Annotated in this window: 16 protein-coding genes; 6 read left to right on the top strand and 10 right to left on the bottom strand. The window is 68.5% G+C overall.

Annotation, left to right across the window (positions count from 1 at the left end):
* Positions 1-18 precede the first annotated feature (18 nt).
* Positions 19-834, bottom strand: coding sequence for a TIGR00282 family metallophosphoesterase (locus tag PARHAE_RS13655; RefSeq protein WP_126155136.1), 816 nt, complete (start codon positions 832-834; stop codon positions 19-21).
* Between the two features lie 99 nt (positions 835-933).
* Between PARHAE_RS13655 and PARHAE_RS13650 the strand changes: the two genes are divergently transcribed.
* From PARHAE_RS13650 to PARHAE_RS13640, 3 genes are read left to right on the top strand one after another with little or no spacing between them, the layout of a single operon-like run.
* The gene (locus tag PARHAE_RS13650) at positions 934-1731 is read left to right on the top strand and encodes a 2-dehydro-3-deoxygalactonokinase (protein WP_164555248.1); all 798 of its coding nucleotides are present in this window, start codon (positions 934-936) and stop codon (positions 1729-1731) included.
* A 60-nt stretch (positions 1732-1791) separates the two neighbouring features.
* The gene (locus PARHAE_RS13645) at positions 1792-3201 is read left to right on the top strand and encodes a dihydrolipoyl dehydrogenase (protein ID WP_126155134.1); all 1410 of its coding nucleotides are present in this window, start codon (positions 1792-1794) and stop codon (positions 3199-3201) included.
* Positions 3201-3971, top strand: a complete 771-nt coding sequence (locus PARHAE_RS13640; RefSeq protein ID WP_126155133.1) for a hypothetical protein — start codon at positions 3201-3203, stop codon at positions 3969-3971. The genes PARHAE_RS13645 and PARHAE_RS13640 overlap by 1 nt, the downstream gene beginning before the upstream one ends.
* Here PARHAE_RS13640 and PARHAE_RS13635 read toward each other — a convergent pair.
* Entirely contained in the window at positions 3968-4831 is an 864-nt protein-coding gene (locus tag PARHAE_RS13635; protein ID WP_126155132.1) for an NAD(P)-dependent oxidoreductase, read from the bottom strand. The genes PARHAE_RS13640 and PARHAE_RS13635 overlap by 4 nt on opposite strands.
* 155 nt (positions 4832-4986) lie before the next feature.
* Between PARHAE_RS13635 and PARHAE_RS13630 the strand changes: the two genes are divergently transcribed.
* Positions 4987-7413, top strand: coding sequence for a penicillin acylase family protein (locus PARHAE_RS13630; protein ID WP_126155131.1), 2427 nt, complete (start codon positions 4987-4989; stop codon positions 7411-7413).
* On the opposite strand, the gene PARHAE_RS13625 is transcribed toward PARHAE_RS13630, so the two are convergent.
* The 8 genes from PARHAE_RS13625 to PARHAE_RS13590 form a co-directional block, all read right to left on the bottom strand.
* Positions 7402-8532: a zinc-dependent alcohol dehydrogenase family protein gene (locus PARHAE_RS13625; protein WP_126155130.1), complete on the bottom strand. Its 1131-nt coding sequence runs from the start codon at positions 8530-8532 to the stop codon at positions 7402-7404. The two genes, PARHAE_RS13630 and PARHAE_RS13625, sit on opposite strands and share 12 nt — an antisense overlap.
* On the bottom strand, positions 8529-9518 hold the full coding sequence (ribD, locus tag PARHAE_RS13620; protein ID WP_126155161.1) for a bifunctional diaminohydroxyphosphoribosylaminopyrimidine deaminase/5-amino-6-(5-phosphoribosylamino)uracil reductase RibD: 990 nt from the start codon (positions 9516-9518) through the stop codon (positions 8529-8531). The genes PARHAE_RS13625 and ribD overlap by 4 nt, the downstream gene beginning before the upstream one ends.
* 29 nt (positions 9519-9547) lie before the next feature.
* On the bottom strand, positions 9548-10012 hold the full coding sequence (gene nrdR, locus PARHAE_RS13615; RefSeq protein WP_126155129.1) for a transcriptional regulator NrdR: 465 nt from the start codon (positions 10010-10012) through the stop codon (positions 9548-9550).
* Positions 10013-10132: 120 nt separating this feature from the next.
* Positions 10133-10555, bottom strand: a complete 423-nt coding sequence (locus tag PARHAE_RS13610; protein ID WP_126155128.1) for a secondary thiamine-phosphate synthase enzyme YjbQ — start codon at positions 10553-10555, stop codon at positions 10133-10135.
* Entirely contained in the window at positions 10552-11982 is a 1431-nt protein-coding gene (locus PARHAE_RS13605) for a DNA recombination protein RmuC (protein ID WP_126155127.1), read from the bottom strand. The genes PARHAE_RS13610 and PARHAE_RS13605 overlap by 4 nt, the downstream gene beginning before the upstream one ends.
* Positions 11983-12087: 105 nt before the next feature.
* Positions 12088-14061, bottom strand: coding sequence for an RNA polymerase sigma factor RpoD (gene rpoD / locus PARHAE_RS13600; RefSeq protein WP_126155126.1), 1974 nt, complete (start codon positions 14059-14061; stop codon positions 12088-12090).
* Between the two features lie 139 nt (positions 14062-14200).
* Positions 14201-16090, bottom strand: a complete 1890-nt coding sequence (gene dnaG, locus PARHAE_RS13595; RefSeq protein WP_126155125.1) for a DNA primase — start codon at positions 16088-16090, stop codon at positions 14201-14203.
* Positions 16091-16155: 65 nt separating this feature from the next.
* Complete coding sequence (locus PARHAE_RS13590; RefSeq protein ID WP_126155124.1) at positions 16156-16740, bottom strand: TetR/AcrR family transcriptional regulator; 585 nt, start codon at positions 16738-16740, stop codon at positions 16156-16158.
* 75 nt (positions 16741-16815) lie between these two features.
* On the opposite strand from PARHAE_RS13590, the gene PARHAE_RS13585 reads away from it, so the two are divergent.
* Together PARHAE_RS13585 and PARHAE_RS13580 are read left to right on the top strand one after the other, a co-directional pair.
* Positions 16816-17076 carry a hypothetical protein gene (locus PARHAE_RS13585; protein WP_126155123.1) on the top strand — a complete coding sequence of 87 codons (261 nt, stop codon included), beginning with the start codon at positions 16816-16818 and terminating at the stop codon, positions 17074-17076.
* Between the two features lie 56 nt (positions 17077-17132).
* Positions 17133-18341 (top strand): alpha-hydroxy acid oxidase, encoded by a 1209-nt coding sequence (locus PARHAE_RS13580; RefSeq protein ID WP_126155122.1) that lies wholly within the window; start codon positions 17133-17135, stop codon positions 18339-18341.
* The last annotated feature ends 55 nt before the right edge of the window (positions 18342-18396 follow it).

Raw genomic sequence — 18396 nt, 5'->3', positions numbered from 1 at the left:
TCTACAGGATGGGGGCCACTATGCGGCGGGCGACTGGGCCAGCCGTCCGCCGTGGCGCACGGCGTCGATGGCGGAGGCGCGGCCGGTGCGGTCGTCGGTGACGATCAGGGCGCCGCACAGCGTCGCCTCGCCTTCCGCCGGGGTGAAGCGGTCGCGGGTCATGCCGGTGATGAAGCGGCGCAGCGGTTCGGTCTTGTCCATGCCGATCACGCTGTCATAGTCGCCGCACATCCCGGCATCTGACTGGAACGCGGTGCCGCGCGGAAGGATCTGGGCGTCGGCGGTCGGCACATGGGTATGGGTGCCCAGCACCGCGCTGGCGCGGCCGTCGCAGAAATGGCCCGTGGCCATCTTCTCGCTGGTTGCCTCGGCATGGATGTCGACCAGCGACGCCTGCACCATGCCGCCCGGCGGATGCGCGCGCAGCACCGCGTCCAGGGCCGAGAACGGGTCGTCATAGGGCCGCGACATGAACACCTGCCCCAGGGCCTGCGTGACAAGCAGCTTGCGCCCGCGCGCATCGCTGATAATGGCGCTGCCCCGGCCGGGGGCCTCTTTCGCGAAATTCAGGGGACGGACGATACGGGGTTCGCGGTCGATGAGGGCCAGCATGTCCTTCTGGTCGAAGGCGTGGTCGCCCAGCGTCAGGCAATCGGCGCCCGATTCCAGCAGCAGTTGCGCATGGCCCGCCGTGCAGCCCCGCCCGCCGCTGGCGTTTTCGGCATTCACCACCACAAGGTCGGCCTTAAGCCGCGCCCGCAGCGGGGCCAGCCGCTTTACGATCGCGCGCCGCCCGGCCCGCCCCATCACATCGCCAAGAAAAAGTATCCGCATGACGGGTCGTTACGCCCATGCCCGCGGCGGTTCAAGCGCCGTCTCTGGACAGGATGCGGCGGGACGATCATTTTGCGCCTCGTCGGAATGGAGGCGCGGATGGATTGGGCGGCGGTCGAATGGGCGGATGGAGAATTGCGGCTGTGGCACGACGGCCGGACCCTTGCCGCGCCCTGCACCGAGGATCCGGGTGCCGCGCTGCGCGGCCTGCTGCTGCCGATGCTGGCGCCGGGCCGGGTTCTGACGGTGATCGCCTCGGGCTGGCCTGGGGTCGATCCGATCCGCGTTCCCTGCCGTCCGGTTCAGCCTGCACCGGCCCGCGACCTGGATCCGCAGATCCGCCTGCACCCCCTGCCCGGCCTGGTCCAAGACCGCCCCGCCGATCTGGTCGTCGGCCCCGTGCCCCGGATCGGGGGCGTGCTGGCCGCCCGGCCGGATTTCGACGGCGTGCTGTGCCTGCCGGGCAGCCCCTCGGCCTGGGTGCAGATCAGCGCATCCGAGGTTGTCAGCTTCCGCACTTTCCTGACGGCCGAGATCCTGTCGGCCCTGACCTCTCGGGACGACGCGACCGCCGATGCGGGCTTTGTCGATGCCGTTACCCAGGCCATGTCGCGCCCGGCGGCCCTGGCAGCCGAACTGTCGTCGGCCCGCGCCGACCTTGCTTTGCGCCGGATCGGCCCGGCCACCGCCAAGGCCCGGATCGCAGGACTGCTGATCGGCGCCGAACTGGCCGCCGCCCGGCCCTGGTGGCTGGGCCAGAAGGTGGTGGTCATGGGCGAGGGGTGGCTTGCCGAATGTTATGCCGCCGCCTTGGCGGCGCAGGGCGTGGTCGCGGAACGGGCCGATCCCGCGCAGGCTTGGCTGGCGGGAATGACAGCGGCGCGGCAGGCGATCTAGCCGCGACGGAACCCCTGCCCCGGTCCGTGGTTCTGTTGCGGACACCAGCGAGAGACGACGATGACCGACACCAGTGCCGATCTGACCTGCGACGTGGCGATCATCGGCGCGGGCACGGCGGGGCTTGCGGCGGAACGCGCCGCGCGTCGGGCAGGCGCACGCACGCTGTTGATCGACGACGGGTTCGGCGGCACGTTGTGCGCAACGACCGGCTGCATGCCGTCGAAGCTGCTGATCGCTGCGGCCCAGGCCCATGCCGATCTGGATAAGGCGCGGCTGATGGGGATCGACATTCCGGCGGCGCAGGTGGATGGAAGCCGAGTAATGCAGCGACTGCGCGCCGAGCGCGACCGTTTCGCGGCGGCGACGCGCAAGGGCTTCGAGGACATCCCGGACGGCATCCGCATCGATTCGCGGGCGCGTTTCGCGGCCCCCGACCGGCTGGAGCTGGGCGACGGCAGGCAGGTCGCGGCGCGCGCGGTGGTGATCGCCACGGGATCCCGGCCGGTGATTCCCGGCCCCTACCGCGATCTCGGCCCCAGGGTGATGACGAACGAGACGATCTTCGAGATGCAGGATCTGCCTGCCAGCATGGCTGTGATCGGCGCCGGTCCCCTGGGCGCGGAACTGGCCCAGGCCTTCGCGCGGCTGCGGGTGCGGGTCGCGCTGTTCGACGAGGGCGACCGGCTGGTCAAGATCCGCTGCGATCGGATCCACGAGGTGTTCCGCGATGTTTACAGTCGGGATGTCGCGCTGCATCTGGGCTGCGCGCCGGAACCGCAGGCGAAGGACGACGGGATCCGGCTGTCCTGGGACGGGCAGCATCAGGACTTTGACTGCGTGCTGGTGGCGACGGGGCGCGCGCCCAAGCTGGAAGGTCTGAACCTGGAAGCGGCCGGGCTGGCGTTGGACGACAAGGGCGTGCCGGATTTCGACCGCAAGACCCTGCAATGCGGCAGCCGGGCGATCTTCATCGCGGGCGACGCCGATGCCGATGCCCCGGTCCTGCACGAGGCGTCGCTGGAAGGCGCCATCGCCGGGGCGAATGCCGCGCGGTATCCCGACATGACGCCAGCCGACCGTCCGCCCCTGTTCACGATCACCTTCACCGACCCGCCGGTCGCGGCCATCGGCGCGGGGCCGAAGGACTGCGCGCTGAACGGCTTTGCCGACTATTCGGACCAAGGCCGCGCGCGGATCGAGGCGAGCAACCAGGGAATGCTGCGCCTGGGCGCCGATGCGCAGGGCAGGCTGATCGGCGCGGATCTTGCGGTGCCAGGCGCCGACCATCTGGCCCATCTGCTGGTCGCGGCGATCATGAACGGCAGCACCGCGCGCGATCTTCTGGATGTGCCTTTCTATCACCCCACGCTTGAGGAAGGGTTGAAGCCCGCCCTGCGCGAGATCTGCAAGGCCGCAGGTCTGGAATTGTCCGCCGCCCGCGACAGCGGCAATCCTCCGGGGGCGTGATGGCGGATCGGGTGATCGACCTCGGCAACGGCTTCTGGAACATCCGCGGCACGCTGCGGATCGGCGGCGTGGTGAATGTCGGCACGCAGTCGTCTCTGGTGCGGCTGTCGTCGGGGGGTTTCCTGGTCCTCGATTCCTATGGATTGCGGGATACGGTTGCCCGACAGGTCATGGCGCTGACCGACGACGGCCGGGCGGTGCGGGCGATTCTGAACCTGCATCCGTTCCACACGATCCATTGCGAGACGACGCACCGGATGTTCCCCCAGGCGCTGCTGTTCGGGTCGGATCGCCACCGCCGGACATGGCCTGCCCTGCCCTGGCAGCCCGAGGCGGTCGAATCCGCCCAGGTCGCGGCACGGTTTCCCGACCTGCGCTTTTCCCTGCCCGAGGGGATCGACTATATCTGCCAGAACGAGCGCGTCCATGCGGGGTCGCTGCTGGCCTATCACCCGGCCAGCGGCAGCCTGCATGTCGACGACACGCTGAACGTCCTGCCGATCCCCGGCCTGCTGCGGCGGCTTCTGCGGCTGCCGCGCCTGACCTTTCACCCGACCCTGGGCCAGGCCTTGCAGGACCGTCCCGGCGCGGCGCGGGATTTCCGCGCCTGGGCCTTGCAGATCGCGAAGGAATGGCGCGACGCCCGCACCGTCTGCGCCGCCCATTCGGCGACCTTGGCGATCAGGCCCGGCAGCTTTCCCGATCATATCCGCCGCGCCCTGGACCGGGCGGAACCCGTCCTGAAACGGTTCGAGTCGAAGCGCGCCTAGCCCAGCCGCGCGATCAGGGACGAGGTGTCCCAGCGGCCCCCACCCATCCGCTGCACATCCTTGTAGAACTGATCGACCAGGGCGGTCACGGGCAGCGAGGCGCCCACCTCGTCCGCGGCGGCCAGGCAGATCGCCAGATCCTTGCGCATCCAGTCCACCGCGAAACCGTGGTCGAACTGGCCCGCATCCATGGTCTTGTGGCGGTTGGCCATCTGCCAGCTTCCGGCGGCGCCCTGGCTGATCACCTCGACCACCTTTTCGACCTCCAGCCCCGACTTCTTGGCGAAGGCCAGCGATTCCGACAGCGCCTGGACCAGACCGGCGATGGCGATCTGGTTGCACATCTTGGTGATCTGGCCCGCGCCGACATCGCCCATCCGGCGGCAGATCCGGGCATAGGCGTCGATCACCGGGGCGGCCGCATCGAAATCGGCCCCCGATCCGCCGCACATGACGGAAAGCTGGCCGTTCTCGGCCCCCGCCTGCCCGCCCGATACCGGCGCGTCCACATAGCCCAGCCCCAGATCCCGCGCGGCCCGAGCCAGTTCGCGGGTCACGGCGGCGGATACCGTGGTGTGATCGACAAAGATCGCGCCCGGCTGCATCCCGGCGAAGGCGCCGTCGGGACCAAGGCAGACCTGGCGCAGGTCGTCGTCATTGCCCACGCAGCACAGCACGAATTCCGCGCCCTCGGCCGCCTGGCGCGGGGTTTCCGCCCAGGCGCCGCCATGCCGGGCCACCCAGTCGCCGGCCTTGGAACGGGTGCGGTTGAACACCGTCACATCGTGCCCTGCGGCCTTCAGATGCCCCGCCATCGGCGCGCCCATGACGCCCAGTCCCAGAAATGCCAGCTTAGCCATTCGTCCCTCGATTGTCGCACATGGCGCGGGCAGCCGTGCGTTGAACTGGCGCCGCGCCTGAATTATGCAGCACCCCAACACTCCCGCGCGCCATGGTCAAGCGCGCAGGCCCCCGAAGGACAGGCAGCGGACCAGGCCATGGATCATCTTCCGACATGCTGACCCTTTTCCGCTGGCTCCTGCGGCTGACCATCGGGCTGATCGTGCTGCTGGTCGTGGCGGCGATCCTGGCCTGGTATTTCGCCGTGCGGTCGCTGCCCGACTATAACGCCACGCTGCGCGTCCAGGGCATTTCCGCCCCCGTCGAGATCGTGCGCACCACCGAGAACGTGCCCCATATCTTCGGCCAGACGGACGAGGACGTGTTCTTCGCCCTGGGGCTGGCCCATGCCCAGGACCGGCTGTTCCAGATGACGCTGCTGCGCCGCGCGGCCCAGGGCCGCCTGTCCGAGGTCTATGGCGCGGGCGCCTTCCCCGCCGACGACCTGGCGCGGCGGCTGGAACTGTATCGCAACGCCGCCGCGTCGGTCGAATCCCAGGATCAGGCCACCCAGGCCGCGCTGCGCGCCTATTCCGAGGGCGTGAACCAGTGGATCGCGCAGGTCAACAAAGGCGCGTTGGGCCGGGGCGCGCCGGAATTCTTCGTCCTGCCGCAAGAGATCGCCTATTGGCAGCCCGCCGATTCGCTGGCGATCCTGAAGCTTCTGGCCGCCGCCACCAGCAATTCGGCGGCCGAGGAGATCCTGCGCGCCCGCCTGTCGCTGACCTGGCCCGACCGGGGAACCGAGGTGCTGACGGGCGAAGGCAGCGCCGCCCTGCCCCGCTATGCCGACCTGTTCCCCGGCGCGCGCCTCGCCCCGCCCGAGGCGCGGCGGGGCGATCCGCCGGCCCGCGACGCCGCCGGGTTCCTGCGCCCCAACCAGGGACTTGGCGCCAATGCCTTCGCGGCCGGGGCCGACCGCACGGCGGCGGGCGGCGCGCTGCTGGCCAACGATCCCCAAGGCCCGCTGATCGCGCCGTCGTTGTATTACCTGGCGCGGCTGCAACTGACGCCGGGCGGGGTGATCGGGGCGACGATACCGGGGCTGCCGGTGATCTTTTCCGGGCGCAATCCGCAACTGGCATGGGGCATTGCCCCGGCCGCCGTCGACGACGCGGACATCGCCATCGAGGAGGTCCAGCCCGGCCAGGCCGACCGCTATCGCGGCGCGGAAGGCTGGACCGAATTCGCCACCCGGCGCGAGGTGATCCGCGTCCTGGACGAACCGGCGCGCGCCGTCGTTCTGCGCAGCACCCGCAACGGACCCCTGGTGCCGCTGCTGGATCCGGGGCTGGCCGATGTCACCCCGCTGGGATATGTGCCCGCGTTGCGATGGACCGGGCTGTCGGCCACCGACACCACCATGTCGGCGCTGATCGGCCTGATGCGCGCCACCGATGCCGACAGCGCCGCCACCGCGCTTGGCCGGGTGGTCGCGCCCGCGATGGCGGTGACGCTGGCCGATACCGACGGCATCCGACAGGTGACCGTCGGCGCGCTGCCGCAGCGCCCGGCCAGCCATCCGACCGGGGGCGCGATGCCGGTTCCGGGCTGGCTGCCCGAAGGCGAATGGTCCGGGCTGGTGCCCGTCACCCAGGACAGCCCCACCCCCGGCAACCTGGCGCTCGCGACCGAGGAACGCGGCCCCCTGGGCCTGCGCCGCGCGCGGCTGTCGCATCTGCTGAACGACCGAGAGGTTCATTCCCGCGACAGCTTCATCGCCGCCCAGCTGGATATCGTCAGCCCCGCCGCGCGCGCGCTGCTGCCCCTGGTCGGGGCCGATCTGTGGTTCACGGGCGAGCCCGCCGCCCCCGGCACGCCCGACCGGCAGCGTCAGGACGCGCTGAACCTGCTGGCCGAATGGGACGGCGCCATGAGCGAGCATCTGCCCGAGCCGCTGATCTATTCCGCCTGGATGGCCGCGCTGCAAGACCGCCTGATCCGGGACGAGCTTGGCCCCCTTGCCGACGACATCCGCAGCCTGCATCCCGGTTTCATCGATTCGGTCTTTCGCAACCGCAACGGCGCAGCAGCCTGGTGCGACATCGTGCAAAGCGCCCGGGTCGAGGATTGCACGACCATCGCCCGGCAGGCCCTGGACCGCGCGATCCTGGATTTGACGCAGCGCTTCGGTCCCGACGTGACAAGCTGGCGGTGGGGCGACGCGCATCAGGCGCGCCATGTCCATCCGGGCCTGGGCCGGATCCCGGCGCTTGGCTGGATCGTGAACCTGTCGCAGTCGATTTCCGGCGGCGCCTTCACCGTGTCCCATACGGGGATGCTGGGCGCCGGTCCCGATCCGTTCGAGGCGGCGACGGGTCCGGGCTATCGCGGCGTCTATGATCTGGCCGATCCCGACAGTTCGGTCTTCGTCATCTCGACCGGGCAGTCCGGGCACCCGCTGTCGCGCCATTACGACGATCTGGCAGGGCTGTGGCGCCGGGGCGAATATATCGGCATGTCGCTGGATCCCGGGCTGGCCCGCGCGGCTGCCACCGGCATCACCCGCCTGGAACCCTGGGTCGGGCCGTCAGTCGAATAGGACGACCTGGCGGATCGCCTCGCCCCGGTCCAGCAGGTCGAACCCTTCGTTGATCCGGTCCAGCGTCAGAGTGCGGGTCAGCAGGCGGTTCACCGGCAGAATTCCCGCGCGATACATGCGGATGAAGCGGGGAATGTCGCGCTGCGGCACGCAGGATCCCATATAGCTGCCCTTAACGGTTCGTTCATCGGCCACGATGTTCACGGCCGGGATGCGGAATTCGGCCGTAGGCGCGGCAAGCCCCGCCGTCACCGTCTGCCCGCCGCGCCGGGTGATCTTGTAGGCAAGCTCGAAGGCGGGGGCAGCGCCCGCCAGTTCCACCGCATGATCCACGCCGCCGCCGGTTTCCGCACGGATCCGGTCGGCGACCCCTGGTTCCGCGGCATCATAGACGCGCGTCGCGCCCAGATCTCGGGCCAAGGCCAGCTTGTCGGCGGACAGATCGACCGCCACGATCTCGGTCGCGCCCGCCGCGACGGCGCCCAAAAGCGCGGCCAGCCCCACGCCGCCCAGGCCGACGATGGCGACGCTGTGACCGGGCTGAACGCGGCAGGTGTTCAGGATCGCTCCGACGCCCGTCTGCACCGCGCAGCCGAACAGCGCCAGTTCGGCAAAGGGGATGTCGTCCGCATCCACCCGCACCACCGAATGGCGCGACACCACCGCATGATCGGCATAGGCCGACACGCCGCAATGGTGATGCACGTCGCCGCCCCCGTCATGCAGCCGCATCGTCCCGGACATCAGCACGCCCTTGCCGTTCGCCTCGGCGCCCGGAATGCACAGGGCGGGACGCCCTTCCGCGCAGGGCAGGCAGGCGCCGCAGGTCGGCTGGAAGGTCATCACCACGCGGTCACCCGGCGCCAGATCGCGGATCGCCGCACCGACTTGCACCACGGTGCCCGCCGCCTCGTGTCCCAGGACCATCGGCACAGGGCGCGGACGATTGCCGTTGATCACCGACAGATCGGAATGGCACAGACCCGCCGCGCCGATCCTGACCAGAACCTCCTCGGGACCGGGGGGATCCAGCTCGAGTTCCCGGATCCGCAAGGGGCGGCTTTCGGCGAAGGGCGCAGAGGCGGGCGAGGCTGTCAGCACGGCGGCACGGATTTTCATGCGTCTCTCCTTTCGGCGGTCCAGCGGTGGAACAGGTCGTCCCCCAGCCGCCGGGTTTCGGCCAGTCGGAACCTGGGCGCATCGGCCAGCCGGGCCAGGTCCAGCGTCCCTACCGCAGCCCGTCCGTCGCCGCCCAGCACCACCCCGGCGGTATAGCCGATGATCTGATCGACCAGCCCGGCGCGCAGCAGCGACGCGGCCAGCCCGCCGCCCCCCTCGCAGAACAGGCGGGTGATGCCGTGCTGCGCAAGCCGGGTCAGCGCGTCTTGCGGCGGGGCGTCGATCTGCATCATGGGGCCGTGCATCGGCCCTTCGGGCGGCAGATCGGCAATCGGGCGAGAGGTCATGACCACCCGCAGGGGCTGCCGCAGCGTGGCGATCCCACGGACATTGAGCGACGGCCGATCGGCGCGGGCGGTATTGCCGCCCACCATGATCGCATCATGCTGGCTGCGCAGCAGATGGACATGCAGCCGAGCCTGCGGGCCGGTGATCCATTGGCTTTCGCCGGAAGCCGTGGCGATCCGGCCGTCAAAGCTGGTCGCCAGCTTCAGCGTCACGAAGGGCCGCCCCGCCAGGATGCGGGACAGGAAACCGGCCTGCAACTCCTGCGCCTCGGCCTGACGGACGCCCTCGGTCACGTCGATCCCAGAGTCCCGCAGGATCCCATGCCCGCGACCGGCCACGCGCGGATCGGGATCGGTCATCGCCGACACGACCCGTGCGATCCCCGCCGCCGCCAGCCCCTCGGCACAGGGGGGGGTCCGGCCATGATGGGCGCAGGGTTCAAGGGTGACATAGGCCGTCGCGCCCCGCGCCATGGGACCGGCCTGATCCAGGGCCATGCGTTCGGCGTGGGGACGCCCGCCCGGCTGGGTCCAGCCCCGCCCTGCCACGCGGCCGTCGCGCAGGATCACGCAGCCGACCGCCGGATTGGGCCAGACATTTCCCAGCCCCCGCCGCGCCAGCCGCAGCGCATGGGCCATGTGGCGCAGGTCGTCGGGCTGCGGCACGGTCAGTCGTTGCCGGGCATGGGGCGCAGTTCCGACACGAACTTGTCGAAATCGTCGGCGTCCTGGAAGTTCTTGTAGACGCTAGCGAAGCGCACATAGGCGACGTTGTCGATGCGCGACAGCGCCTCCATCACGATCTCGCCGATCATCTTGGACTGGATGTCGGTCTCGCCGGTGCTTTCCAGCCGCCGCACGATGCCGCTGATCATCTGTTCGATCCGCTCCGGCTCGACCGGGCGTTTCTGCATCGCGATGCGGATCGACCGGGCCATCTTGTCGCGGTCGAAATCCTCGCGCCGGCCGCTGGACTTCACGACCACCAGATCGCGCAGCTGCACCCGCTCATAGGTGGTGAAGCGCCCCCCGCAGGCAGGGCAGAACCGGCGGCGGCGGATGGCGACGTTATCCTCGGCCGGGCGCGAGTCCTTGACCTGCGTATCGACGTTTCCGCAGAACGGGCAGCGCATCCAGTTGTCCCCTTTGCCCTGAAAATCCCCAGCAGTATAAAAGATCGGCAGGATTTGGGTAGCACTATCCACAGGCCACAAGATGTTCTTCGGCTGGTCTGTGACCGGAATGCCGCGGGGTCAGGCGGGCTGGAACAGGGCCGCGATCTCTCGTCGGTGCGGGGCGCGGCGGTGTTCGACCAGATAGAGGCCCTGCCACGTTCCCAGCATCATCCGGCCGTCCGTCACGGGGATCTGCAGGCTGACCGGCAGGACCGCCGCCTTCAGATGGGCGGGCATGTCGTCGGGGCCTTCGTCGCGGTGGCGCAGCCATGACATCGAGGGGTGATCGGCGGGTGGGGCGATGCGGTCCAGCCAGCCCAGCAGATCGACCTGCACATCGGGATCGGCGTTTTCCTGGATCAGCAGCGAACAAGAGGTGTGGCGCACCATCAGGGTCAGCAGCCCGTCCCCTGCCCCCAGGTCGGCCAGCCACCCTGCCACGTCGCGGGTGAAGTCATGACAGGCAGGACCGCGCGTCGAGATCGTGAAGATGCGGTTCATTCGGCGGCCTCGGGCGGTTCCAGGCGAAAGCCGTCATCGCCGTCGTGACTGGTCTCGATGCGCTTCTGGGTGCGCGCGCCCAGTTCGCGCAGGATCTCGACCTGGCGGATCACGTTGCCGGATCCCCGGCACAGCCGGTCCATGGCCTGACCATGCGCCCGCCCCGCCTGATCCAGGGCGCGGCCCACGCCCTCCATCGAATCCACGAAGCCGGCCACCTTGTCGTAAAGCTGGCCCGCGCGCTTGGCGATCTCGGTCGCGTTGGCCTCGCGCCGCTCGACGGCCCAGATATGTTCGACGGTGCGCAGCGTCAGCATCAGGGTGGTGGGCGTCGTCAGCCCCACCCGCCGCTCCATTGCGAAGCTGGCCAGCGTCGGATCGGCGCGCAGCGCCTCGGAGAAGGCGCCTTCGATGGGGATGAACATCAGGACGTAATCGACCGAACCGTCGTCCATCCGGTGATAGCCCTTGTCGCCCAGCGTCACGACATGGGCGCGCAGGGCCGCGACATGGCGGCGCAGCGCGGCCTGCGCCTCGGCCGGATCCTCGGCGTTGACCGAGGCTTCGTAATCGTTCAACGACACCTTGCTGTCGATCACCATCACCTTGGCGCGCGGCATCCTGACCACCACATCCGGGCGCCACCGCTTGCCGTCATCGTCGGTCCAACTGGACTGGGTGTCGTAATGGGTGCCCGCGATCAGGCCCGAATCCTCAAGCAGGCGTTCCAGCACCATCTCGCCCCAGGCGCCCTGCCGCTGCTTGTCGCCCTTCAAGGCGCGGGTCAGATTCACCGCCTCGCGAGAGATATCCTCGGACCGCTGGTGCAGAAAGGCAATCTGTTCGCGCAGTCTTGCACCTTCTTCATCCAAGACCTTGTTTCTGGCCTGCAATTCAGTCTGGAAGCGATGCACCTGTTCGCGGAACGGGTTCAACAGCGCGGACAATTGCTCGCCCTGTGCCTTCTGCATGTCCCCCTGTTGGGCGCGCAAGGTTTCCGCAGCCAGCAGCTTGAATTGCGCCGTCATATCAGCGCGCAATTCGCGCAGCGTCTGGATCTCGCGGGCCGCGGATTCGGCGTCCTTTTCGGCCCGCAACCGCGCCTCGGCCAGTTCGGTCCGGGATGCGGACAGGGCTTGCCGGGCCTGATGCAGCGCGTCGGCCAGACCGTCGCGTTCCTCGGACAGTTCCGACAGGCGGGCGGACTGACCGTCCAGCCGGGCCTCGTGCTGGCCGGCGCGCAGGGCCAGGGCGCGCGCTTCCCCGCCCAGGGCGGCAAGCTGCGCTTCCAGATCGGCGGCGCGGCTTTCCGCCAGCCGACGCGCCTTGGCCCAACCCGTCGCAAGCACCGTCAGGACCGCCAGGATCGCAACCGCCGCGATCAGCAGGATGCGAAGGGCGTCGGGGTCTTCAAGCAGGCTGGGCATCGGCTCTCCACGAACAACTGGCGATAGTGTTCATGGTTTGTGCCGAACTTGCAAGCCGGTTCGGCACATGGCCCCGCCCGGCAGGGGCAAGGCCGTCGGTGCGGGTCACTGATCCAGGAAGGACCGCAGCTTGCGGCTGCGCGAGGGATGCTTCAGCTTGCGCAGCGCCTTGGCCTCGATCTGGCGGATCCGTTCGCGGGTGACGCTGAACTGCTGGCCGACCTCTTCCAGCGTGTGATCTGTGTTCATGCCGATGCCGAAACGCATCCGCAGCACCCGTTCCTCGCGCGGGGTCAGGCTGGCCAGGACGCGGGTCGTGGTCTCCTTCAGGTTCTCCTGAATGGCGCTGTCCAGCGGCAGGACGGCATTCTTGTCCTCGATGAAATCGCCAAGCTGGCTGTCCTCCTCGTCCCCGATCGGGGTTTCGAGGCTGATCGGCTCCTTGGCGATCTTCATCACCTTGCGGACCTTTTCCAGCGGCATCTGCAGCTTTTCGGCCAGTTCTTCCGGGGTGGGTTCCCGGCCGATCTCGTGCAGCATCTGGCGGCCGGTGCGGACCAGCTTGTTGATCGTCTCGATCATGTGGACGGGGATGCGGATCGTGCGGGCCTGGTCGGCGATGGACCGGGTGATCGCCTGACGGATCCACCAGGTCGCATAGGTGCTGAACTTGTAGCCGCGCCGGTATTCGAACTTGTCCACGGCCTTCATCAGACCGATATTGCCTTCCTGAATGAGATCAAGGAATTGCAGGCCCCTGTTCGTGTATTTCTTGGCGATGCTGATGACCAGCCGCAGGTTCGCCTCGACCATTTCCTTCTTGGCCTGACGGGCTTCCTTTTCACCCCGCTGGACCTGGCTGACGATACGGCGGAATTCCTCGATGTCGACGCCGACATACTGGCCCACCTGAGCCATTTCGTTGCGCAGGTCTTCCACCTTGTCGCGCGAGCGTTCGAACAGCGCCTGCCAGCCCCGGCCCGATTGCTGGGACATGCGGTCCACCCAGGCCGGATCCAGTTCGGTGCCGCGATAGGCGTCGATGAATTCGCGGCGGTTGATCCGCGCGGCGTCCGCCAGCTTGACCATGCCGCTGTCGATGGTGACGATCCGGCGGTTGATGCCGTAAAGCTGGTCGACCAGGGCCTCGATGCGGCTGCTGTTCAGGTGCAGTTCGTTGACCAAGCCCACGATGCGCGACCGCAGCACCTGATAGTCGCTTTCCGCACTGGCCGAGAAGCTGTTGTCCTCGTTCAGGGTCGCCGACATCCGCTGGTCCTGCATCGCGGCCAACGCTTCGTAATCACGCGCAATCAGTTCCAGCGTTTCCAGAACCTTGGGCTTGAGACTGGCCTCCATCGCCGCCAGCGACAGGTTGGCGCCTTCGTCCTCGTCCTCGTCCTCTTCGTTCAGGATGGGGTTGCCGTCGGCATCCAGTTCCTCGCGCTTCTGCGCGGTCTCGGCCGGGGCGGCTTCCTCGGACAGTTCCTCTTCGGCGCCGTCCTCGTCCTCCAGCGACTGGCCGAAGGTGGTTTCCAGGTCGATCACGTCGCGCAGCAGGATTTCTTCGTCCAGAAGCTCCTCGCGCCACATGGTGATGGCCTTGAAGGTCAGCGGGCTTTCGCACAGCCCCGCGATCATGGTGTTGCGCCCGGCCTCGATCCGCTTGGCGATGGCGATCTCGCCCTCGCGGCTCAGCAGTTCGACCGACCCCATCTCGCGCAGATACATGCGGACGGGATCGTCGGTGCGGTCCAGCTTTTCCGTTTCCGAGGTGGCGACCGCGACTTCGCGCGAGGTCGATCCGACCACGGCGACCGCGCCGCCTTCGGGTTCCTCGGCGCCGTCCTCGTCCTCGATCACGTTGATGCCCATTTCGGACAGCATCGACATCACATCCTCGATCTGCTCGGACGAGGCGTGTTCGGGCGGCAGCGCGGCGTTCAGCTGGTCATAGGTGATATAGCCGCGTTCGCGCGCCTCGGCGATCATGCGCTTGACGGCGGCCTGGCTCATGTCCAGCGAATGGGCGTTGTCGTCCTTGTCGGTCTTGTCGTGATCGTCGTCCTTGGCGGCCATGAACGGCTCCCTTGCTCAGGCGGTGATTCGCGGGCGGGGCGAATCACTGAAATCTGCTCTACATCTAGCGCGCCGCACCCCCGAATCAAAGGGCGCGCGACGCAACCGATTCGCGTTGCCTGCGAATCACCTGCAATGGTCAGCGGCGCGGCGGCTTGCGCCAGATCTGACCGTCGATGAACTGGGACAGCTGGGCCGACAGCGCCTCGCGATCCTCGTTCAAATCCGTGGCGCCCTCCAGTTCGGGGCGTTCGGCGCGGTGGCGGGCGCGGGCGATCTGCTGCATCCGCCAGGTCAGGCCCTCGTCCGCCTCTCCCTGGATCTCGGCCTCGGCGCGGGCCAGTTCGGCGCCGATGGCGCGCTGTGCTTCCAGCCGGTCCAGAAGGTTGGTCAGAATTGCCGCGACGGTTTCGGTATCCTGCGCGTCGATGACGGCCGGGGTCAGGCCCAGATGGGCGTCGCGGCGCAACGTTTCAAGCCCGCGCGCCCCGGCCGGGCTTTGCGTCTGGCCCAGCAGATCGAACAGCAGGGCGGCGCGGTTGGGATCTGCGGGTGTCAGGCGTTCCAGGCGCGTTTCCTCTTGCGCGATCAGTTCGGGACGCAGGGCGCAGATCAGCAGGCTGGCCCCTTCCAGCAGGGTGCCCGCGGCCTGGGGATCGCTTGCGGTGGCGGGAACCGGCAAGATGGGGCGACCCGCCTTGGCGGCCCCCCCGCGCTTGCCCGGCTTCCAGTCGCCGCGCCGGGATCCCCCGAAAAGCTCCCACCGCTTGCGGCGCAACTCCTCGGCATAATGGGCGCGGGTCCGTTCGTCGGGGATCCGCGCGACGGCATCGGCCAGCCGCTTGTCCAGGGCCGCCTTGCGTTCGGGGCTGTCGAAGACCTGACCTTCGGTTTCGCGCGACCACAGCAGATCGACCAGCGGGCGGGCCTGATCCAGCAGCGCCCCCATGGCGCCGGGTCCGGCGGCCTTGATCAGGTCGTCGGGATCCTGGCCGGGGGGCAGGATGACGAAGCGCAACGCCTGGCCCGGCCCGGTCATCGGCAGGGCCAGGTCGATCAGCCGCTGCGCCGCGCGCTGTCCCGCCGCGTCGCCGTCGAGCGCGATCACAGGTTCGGGGCTGACGCGCCACATCAGGCGCAGCTGGTCCTCGGTGACGGCGGTGCCCAGGGGGGCCACCGCCCCCTCGAACCCCGCGCGGGCCAGGGCGATCACGTCCATGTAACCTTCGACCACGACCAGCCGCTGGCCCTTGGCGACGGCGGCGCGCGCGGGACCGAGGTTGTAAAGATTGCGGCCCTTGTCGAACAGCGGCGTTTCCGGGCTGTTGAGGTATTTGGCCCGCGCGTTCGGATCCATCGCCCGCCCGCCGAAGCCGATGCAGCGCCCCTGCCCGTCGCGGATCGGAAAGATGATCCGGCCCCGGAAGCGGTCATAGGGCGCGCCGCCCTTGTCGGGCCGGGCCGCCATGCCCGATTCGACGATCAGCGCGTCGTCGAAGCCCTTGTCGCGCAGGGCGCCGGTCAGGGCGGTGCGGCTGTCGGGGGCAAAGCCGATCTCGAACCGATCGAGCGCCGCCTGGTCAAGCCCGCGCCGGACCAGGTAATCGCGCGCCTCGGCCGCGGCGCCGGTTTGCAGTTGCAGGCGGAACCAGCGGCAGGCGGCCTCGGTCACCTCCAGCAGGCGGGTGCGGCGGTCGGTGCGTTCGCGGGCGCGAGGGTCGGGTTCGGGCATGGTCAGCCCGGCCTCGGCCGCCAGCAGTTTCACCGCCTCCATGAACTCCATCCCGTCGGCCTCGCGCAGGAAGCTGATGGCGTCGCCCTTGGCGTGGCAGCCGAAGCAGTAATAATAGCCCTTCTGGTCGTCGCAGTGGAAACTGGCCGATTTTTCCTGGTGGAACGGACATGGCGCCCACCAGTCGCCCCGCGCCTGGTTCGACTTGCGCAGATCCCACACCACCTTCTTCCCGATCACGCGGCTGATCGGAACGCGGTTGCGGATCTCGTCAAGGAAGCCGGGGGGCAGACTCATGGGGGGATTATCGCGCTGTGGCAGGCGTCAAGGAAAGGGGTATTTGGGCAAAGAAGAAGCGGGGGTCAATCCGCGCCGACCGCGCCGCGCGCCAGGCCCCAGTAGATGTCGCCGATCCGGCGGCGGTCCAGACGGCCGCCTTCGCGATACCAGTTGGTCACGCCGGTCAGCATCGCGATCAGCGCCATGGTCGCCAGCTTCAGGTCGTCGATGCGCATGACGCCCGCCGCCACCCCGTCGCGTAGGATCGTTTCCAAGGCGGATTCGTATTGCCCCCGCAGCGCGGCGATGCGAGCGAAGTTTTCCGGGGTGAGGTTGCGCAGCTCCATATAGGCCAGGAACACCGCGTCCGCGTGGTCCAGGCTGGTGTCGATATGGAAGCGCACGAAATGTTCCAGCCGGGACAGCGGATCGCCCGGAATATCCGACCAGGAGGCCAGCAGGTGTTCCATGTGATCCTGCAACAGGTCGAACAGCAGCGCCTGCTTGTCGGGCGTATAGGCGTACAGCGCCCCCGCCTGCACCCCCACGGCGGACGCGATCTGGCGCATCGACACGGCGGCATAGCCCTGCCGCGCGAACAGGCGGCGGGCATGGGTGCGGATCAGGGGGCCGGTGATCTCGGCGCGGGAACCTTGGGTGCGGGCCATGGCGCCTTGTAGCGCGGGGCGCGCGGGCGGGAAAGTCCGTTGCCCCGTGACCCAACCCGCCGTAATCATGGCGCCATGAGACACGCCCTGATCCTGACCTGCGTCGCGGCCCTTGCCGCCTGCACCGGCGAAGCCGACACCTATCCCAGCCTGCTTCCCACCGACCGGATCCTGGCCGAGCCGGCGCTTCCCGATCACGCGCCGCACGCTGCTTCGTCCGTCGCCGTGGATGCCGAGGCGCAGGCGCGTGCCGATGCCTTGCGACAGCGGGCCGACGCTTTGCGTGGCCCGGTGATCGAGCCGGACGCCCTGTCGCGGATGCGTCCGCGGGAGTGATTGCTGAGGGCGCGCGTCTCTGGTAAAGATTTTTGACCAAACTGCCGGAGAGCGCCATGCCCGTCGTCACCTCGATCGAAGATCTGAAGCGGATGCACCGCGCCCGCACGCCAAAAATGTTCTACGACTATGCGGAATCGGGCAGCTATACCGAACAGACCTTCCGCGAGAACACGACCGACTTCGCCCGGCTGAAGCTGCGCCAGAAGGTGGCCGTGGACATGTCGAACCGCAGCACCGCGTCCGACATCGCAGGCCTGCCCGTGGCGATGCCCGTGGCGCTTGCCCCCGTCGGCCTGACCGGGATGCAGCACGCGGACGGCGAGATTCACGCGGCCCGCGCGGCGGAAAAGTTCGGGGTGCCGTTCTGCCTGTCCACCATGTCGATCTGTTCCATCGAAGATGTGGCGGAACACACGACCAAGCCCTTCATGTTCCAGCTTTATGTGATGAAGGACCAGGATTTTCTGGCGGCCATCATCGAACGCGCGAAGAAGGCCGGGTGCAGCGCGCTTGTTCTGACGCTGGATCTGCAAATCCTGGGTCAGCGGCACAAGGATCTGAAGAACGGCCTATCCGCGCCGCCCAAGCTGACCCTGCCCACGCTGCTGGATCTGGCGACCCGCTGGCGGTGGGGCATGGGGATGCTGCAAACCAAGCGGCGTTTCTTCGGCAATATCGTCGGCCATGCCAAGGGGGTCGCCGACCCCTCCAGCCTGATGAGCTGGACGGCCGAGCAGTTCGACGAAAAGCTGGACTGGGACAAGATCGCCCGGATCCGCGACCTGTGGGGCGGCAAGCTGATCCTGAAAGGCGTGCTGGATCCCGACGACGCGCGCATCGCCGCCGATTTCGGGGCCGATGCGATCATCGTCAGCAACCACGGCGGGCGGCAACTGGACGGGGCGCTGTCCTCGATCCGCATGCTGCCGCATATCGTCAAGGCGGTGGGTGACCGGGTCGAAATCCACATGGACGGCGGCATCCGGTCGGGCCAGGACGTGCTGAAGGCGCTGGCGCTTGGCGCGCATTCCACCTGGATCGGGCGGGCCTGGCTGCACGGGCTGGGCGCCATGGGCGAGGCGGGCGTGACCCGCGCGCTGGAGATCATCCGCAAGGAGCTGGACATCAGCATGGCGCTGTGCGGCGAACGCAACGTCAAGGACATCGGCCCAGACAACGTGATGATCCCGCGCGGCTTCCTGGACGAATACGACATCCCGCAGCCCGTGGGGGCTTCACAAATCGCCCCGGTTGCCGTATAGGCCGCACCCTGTCGCCATGCACCCTTGGAGGATGGCGGCGTTCACAACCTGTTAG

This window comes from Paracoccus haematequi, from assembly GCF_900631945.1.
Taxonomy (GTDB): Bacteria; Pseudomonadota; Alphaproteobacteria; order Rhodobacterales; family Rhodobacteraceae; genus Paracoccus; species Paracoccus haematequi_A.
This window is presented reverse-complemented; position numbering and strand designations above follow the sequence as displayed.

Bases quoted from the DNA above. Each gene is read 5' to 3' on its own strand.
- rpoD (WP_126155126.1), bottom strand. From the start codon at position 14,061: ATGGCCGCCAAGGACGACGATCACGACAAGACCGACAAGGACGACAAC.
- PARHAE_RS13640 (WP_126155133.1), top strand. From the start codon at position 3,201: ATGGCGGATCGGGTGATCGACCTCGGCAACGGCTTCTGGAACATCCGC.
- PARHAE_RS13655 (WP_126155136.1), bottom strand. From the start codon at position 834: ATGCGGATACTTTTTCTTGGCGATGTGATGGGGCGGGCCGGGCGGCGC.
- PARHAE_RS13645 (WP_126155134.1), top strand. From the start codon at position 1,792: ATGACCGACACCAGTGCCGATCTGACCTGCGACGTGGCGATCATCGGC.
- PARHAE_RS13635 (WP_126155132.1), bottom strand. From the start codon at position 4,831: ATGGCTAAGCTGGCATTTCTGGGACTGGGCGTCATGGGCGCGCCGATG.
- PARHAE_RS13610 (WP_126155128.1), bottom strand. From the start codon at position 10,555: ATGAACCGCATCTTCACGATCTCGACGCGCGGTCCTGCCTGTCATGAC.
- PARHAE_RS13585 (WP_126155123.1), top strand. From the start codon at position 16,816: ATGAGACACGCCCTGATCCTGACCTGCGTCGCGGCCCTTGCCGCCTGC.
- PARHAE_RS13605 (WP_126155127.1), bottom strand. From the start codon at position 11,982: ATGCCCAGCCTGCTTGAAGACCCCGACGCCCTTCGCATCCTGCTGATC.
- PARHAE_RS13580 (WP_126155122.1), top strand. From the start codon at position 17,133: ATGCCCGTCGTCACCTCGATCGAAGATCTGAAGCGGATGCACCGCGCC.
- dnaG (WP_126155125.1), bottom strand. From the start codon at position 16,090: ATGAGTCTGCCCCCCGGCTTCCTTGACGAGATCCGCAACCGCGTTCCG.
- PARHAE_RS13590 (WP_126155124.1), bottom strand. From the start codon at position 16,740: ATGGCCCGCACCCAAGGTTCCCGCGCCGAGATCACCGGCCCCCTGATC.
- PARHAE_RS13625 (WP_126155130.1), bottom strand. From the start codon at position 8,532: ATGAAAATCCGTGCCGCCGTGCTGACAGCCTCGCCCGCCTCTGCGCCC.
- PARHAE_RS13630 (WP_126155131.1), top strand. From the start codon at position 4,987: ATGCTGACCCTTTTCCGCTGGCTCCTGCGGCTGACCATCGGGCTGATC.
- ribD (WP_126155161.1), bottom strand. From the start codon at position 9,518: ATGGCCCATGCGCTGCGGCTGGCGCGGCGGGGGCTGGGAAATGTCTGG.
- PARHAE_RS13650 (WP_164555248.1), top strand. From the start codon at position 934: ATGGATTGGGCGGCGGTCGAATGGGCGGATGGAGAATTGCGGCTGTGG.
- nrdR (WP_126155129.1), bottom strand. From the start codon at position 10,012: ATGCGCTGCCCGTTCTGCGGAAACGTCGATACGCAGGTCAAGGACTCG.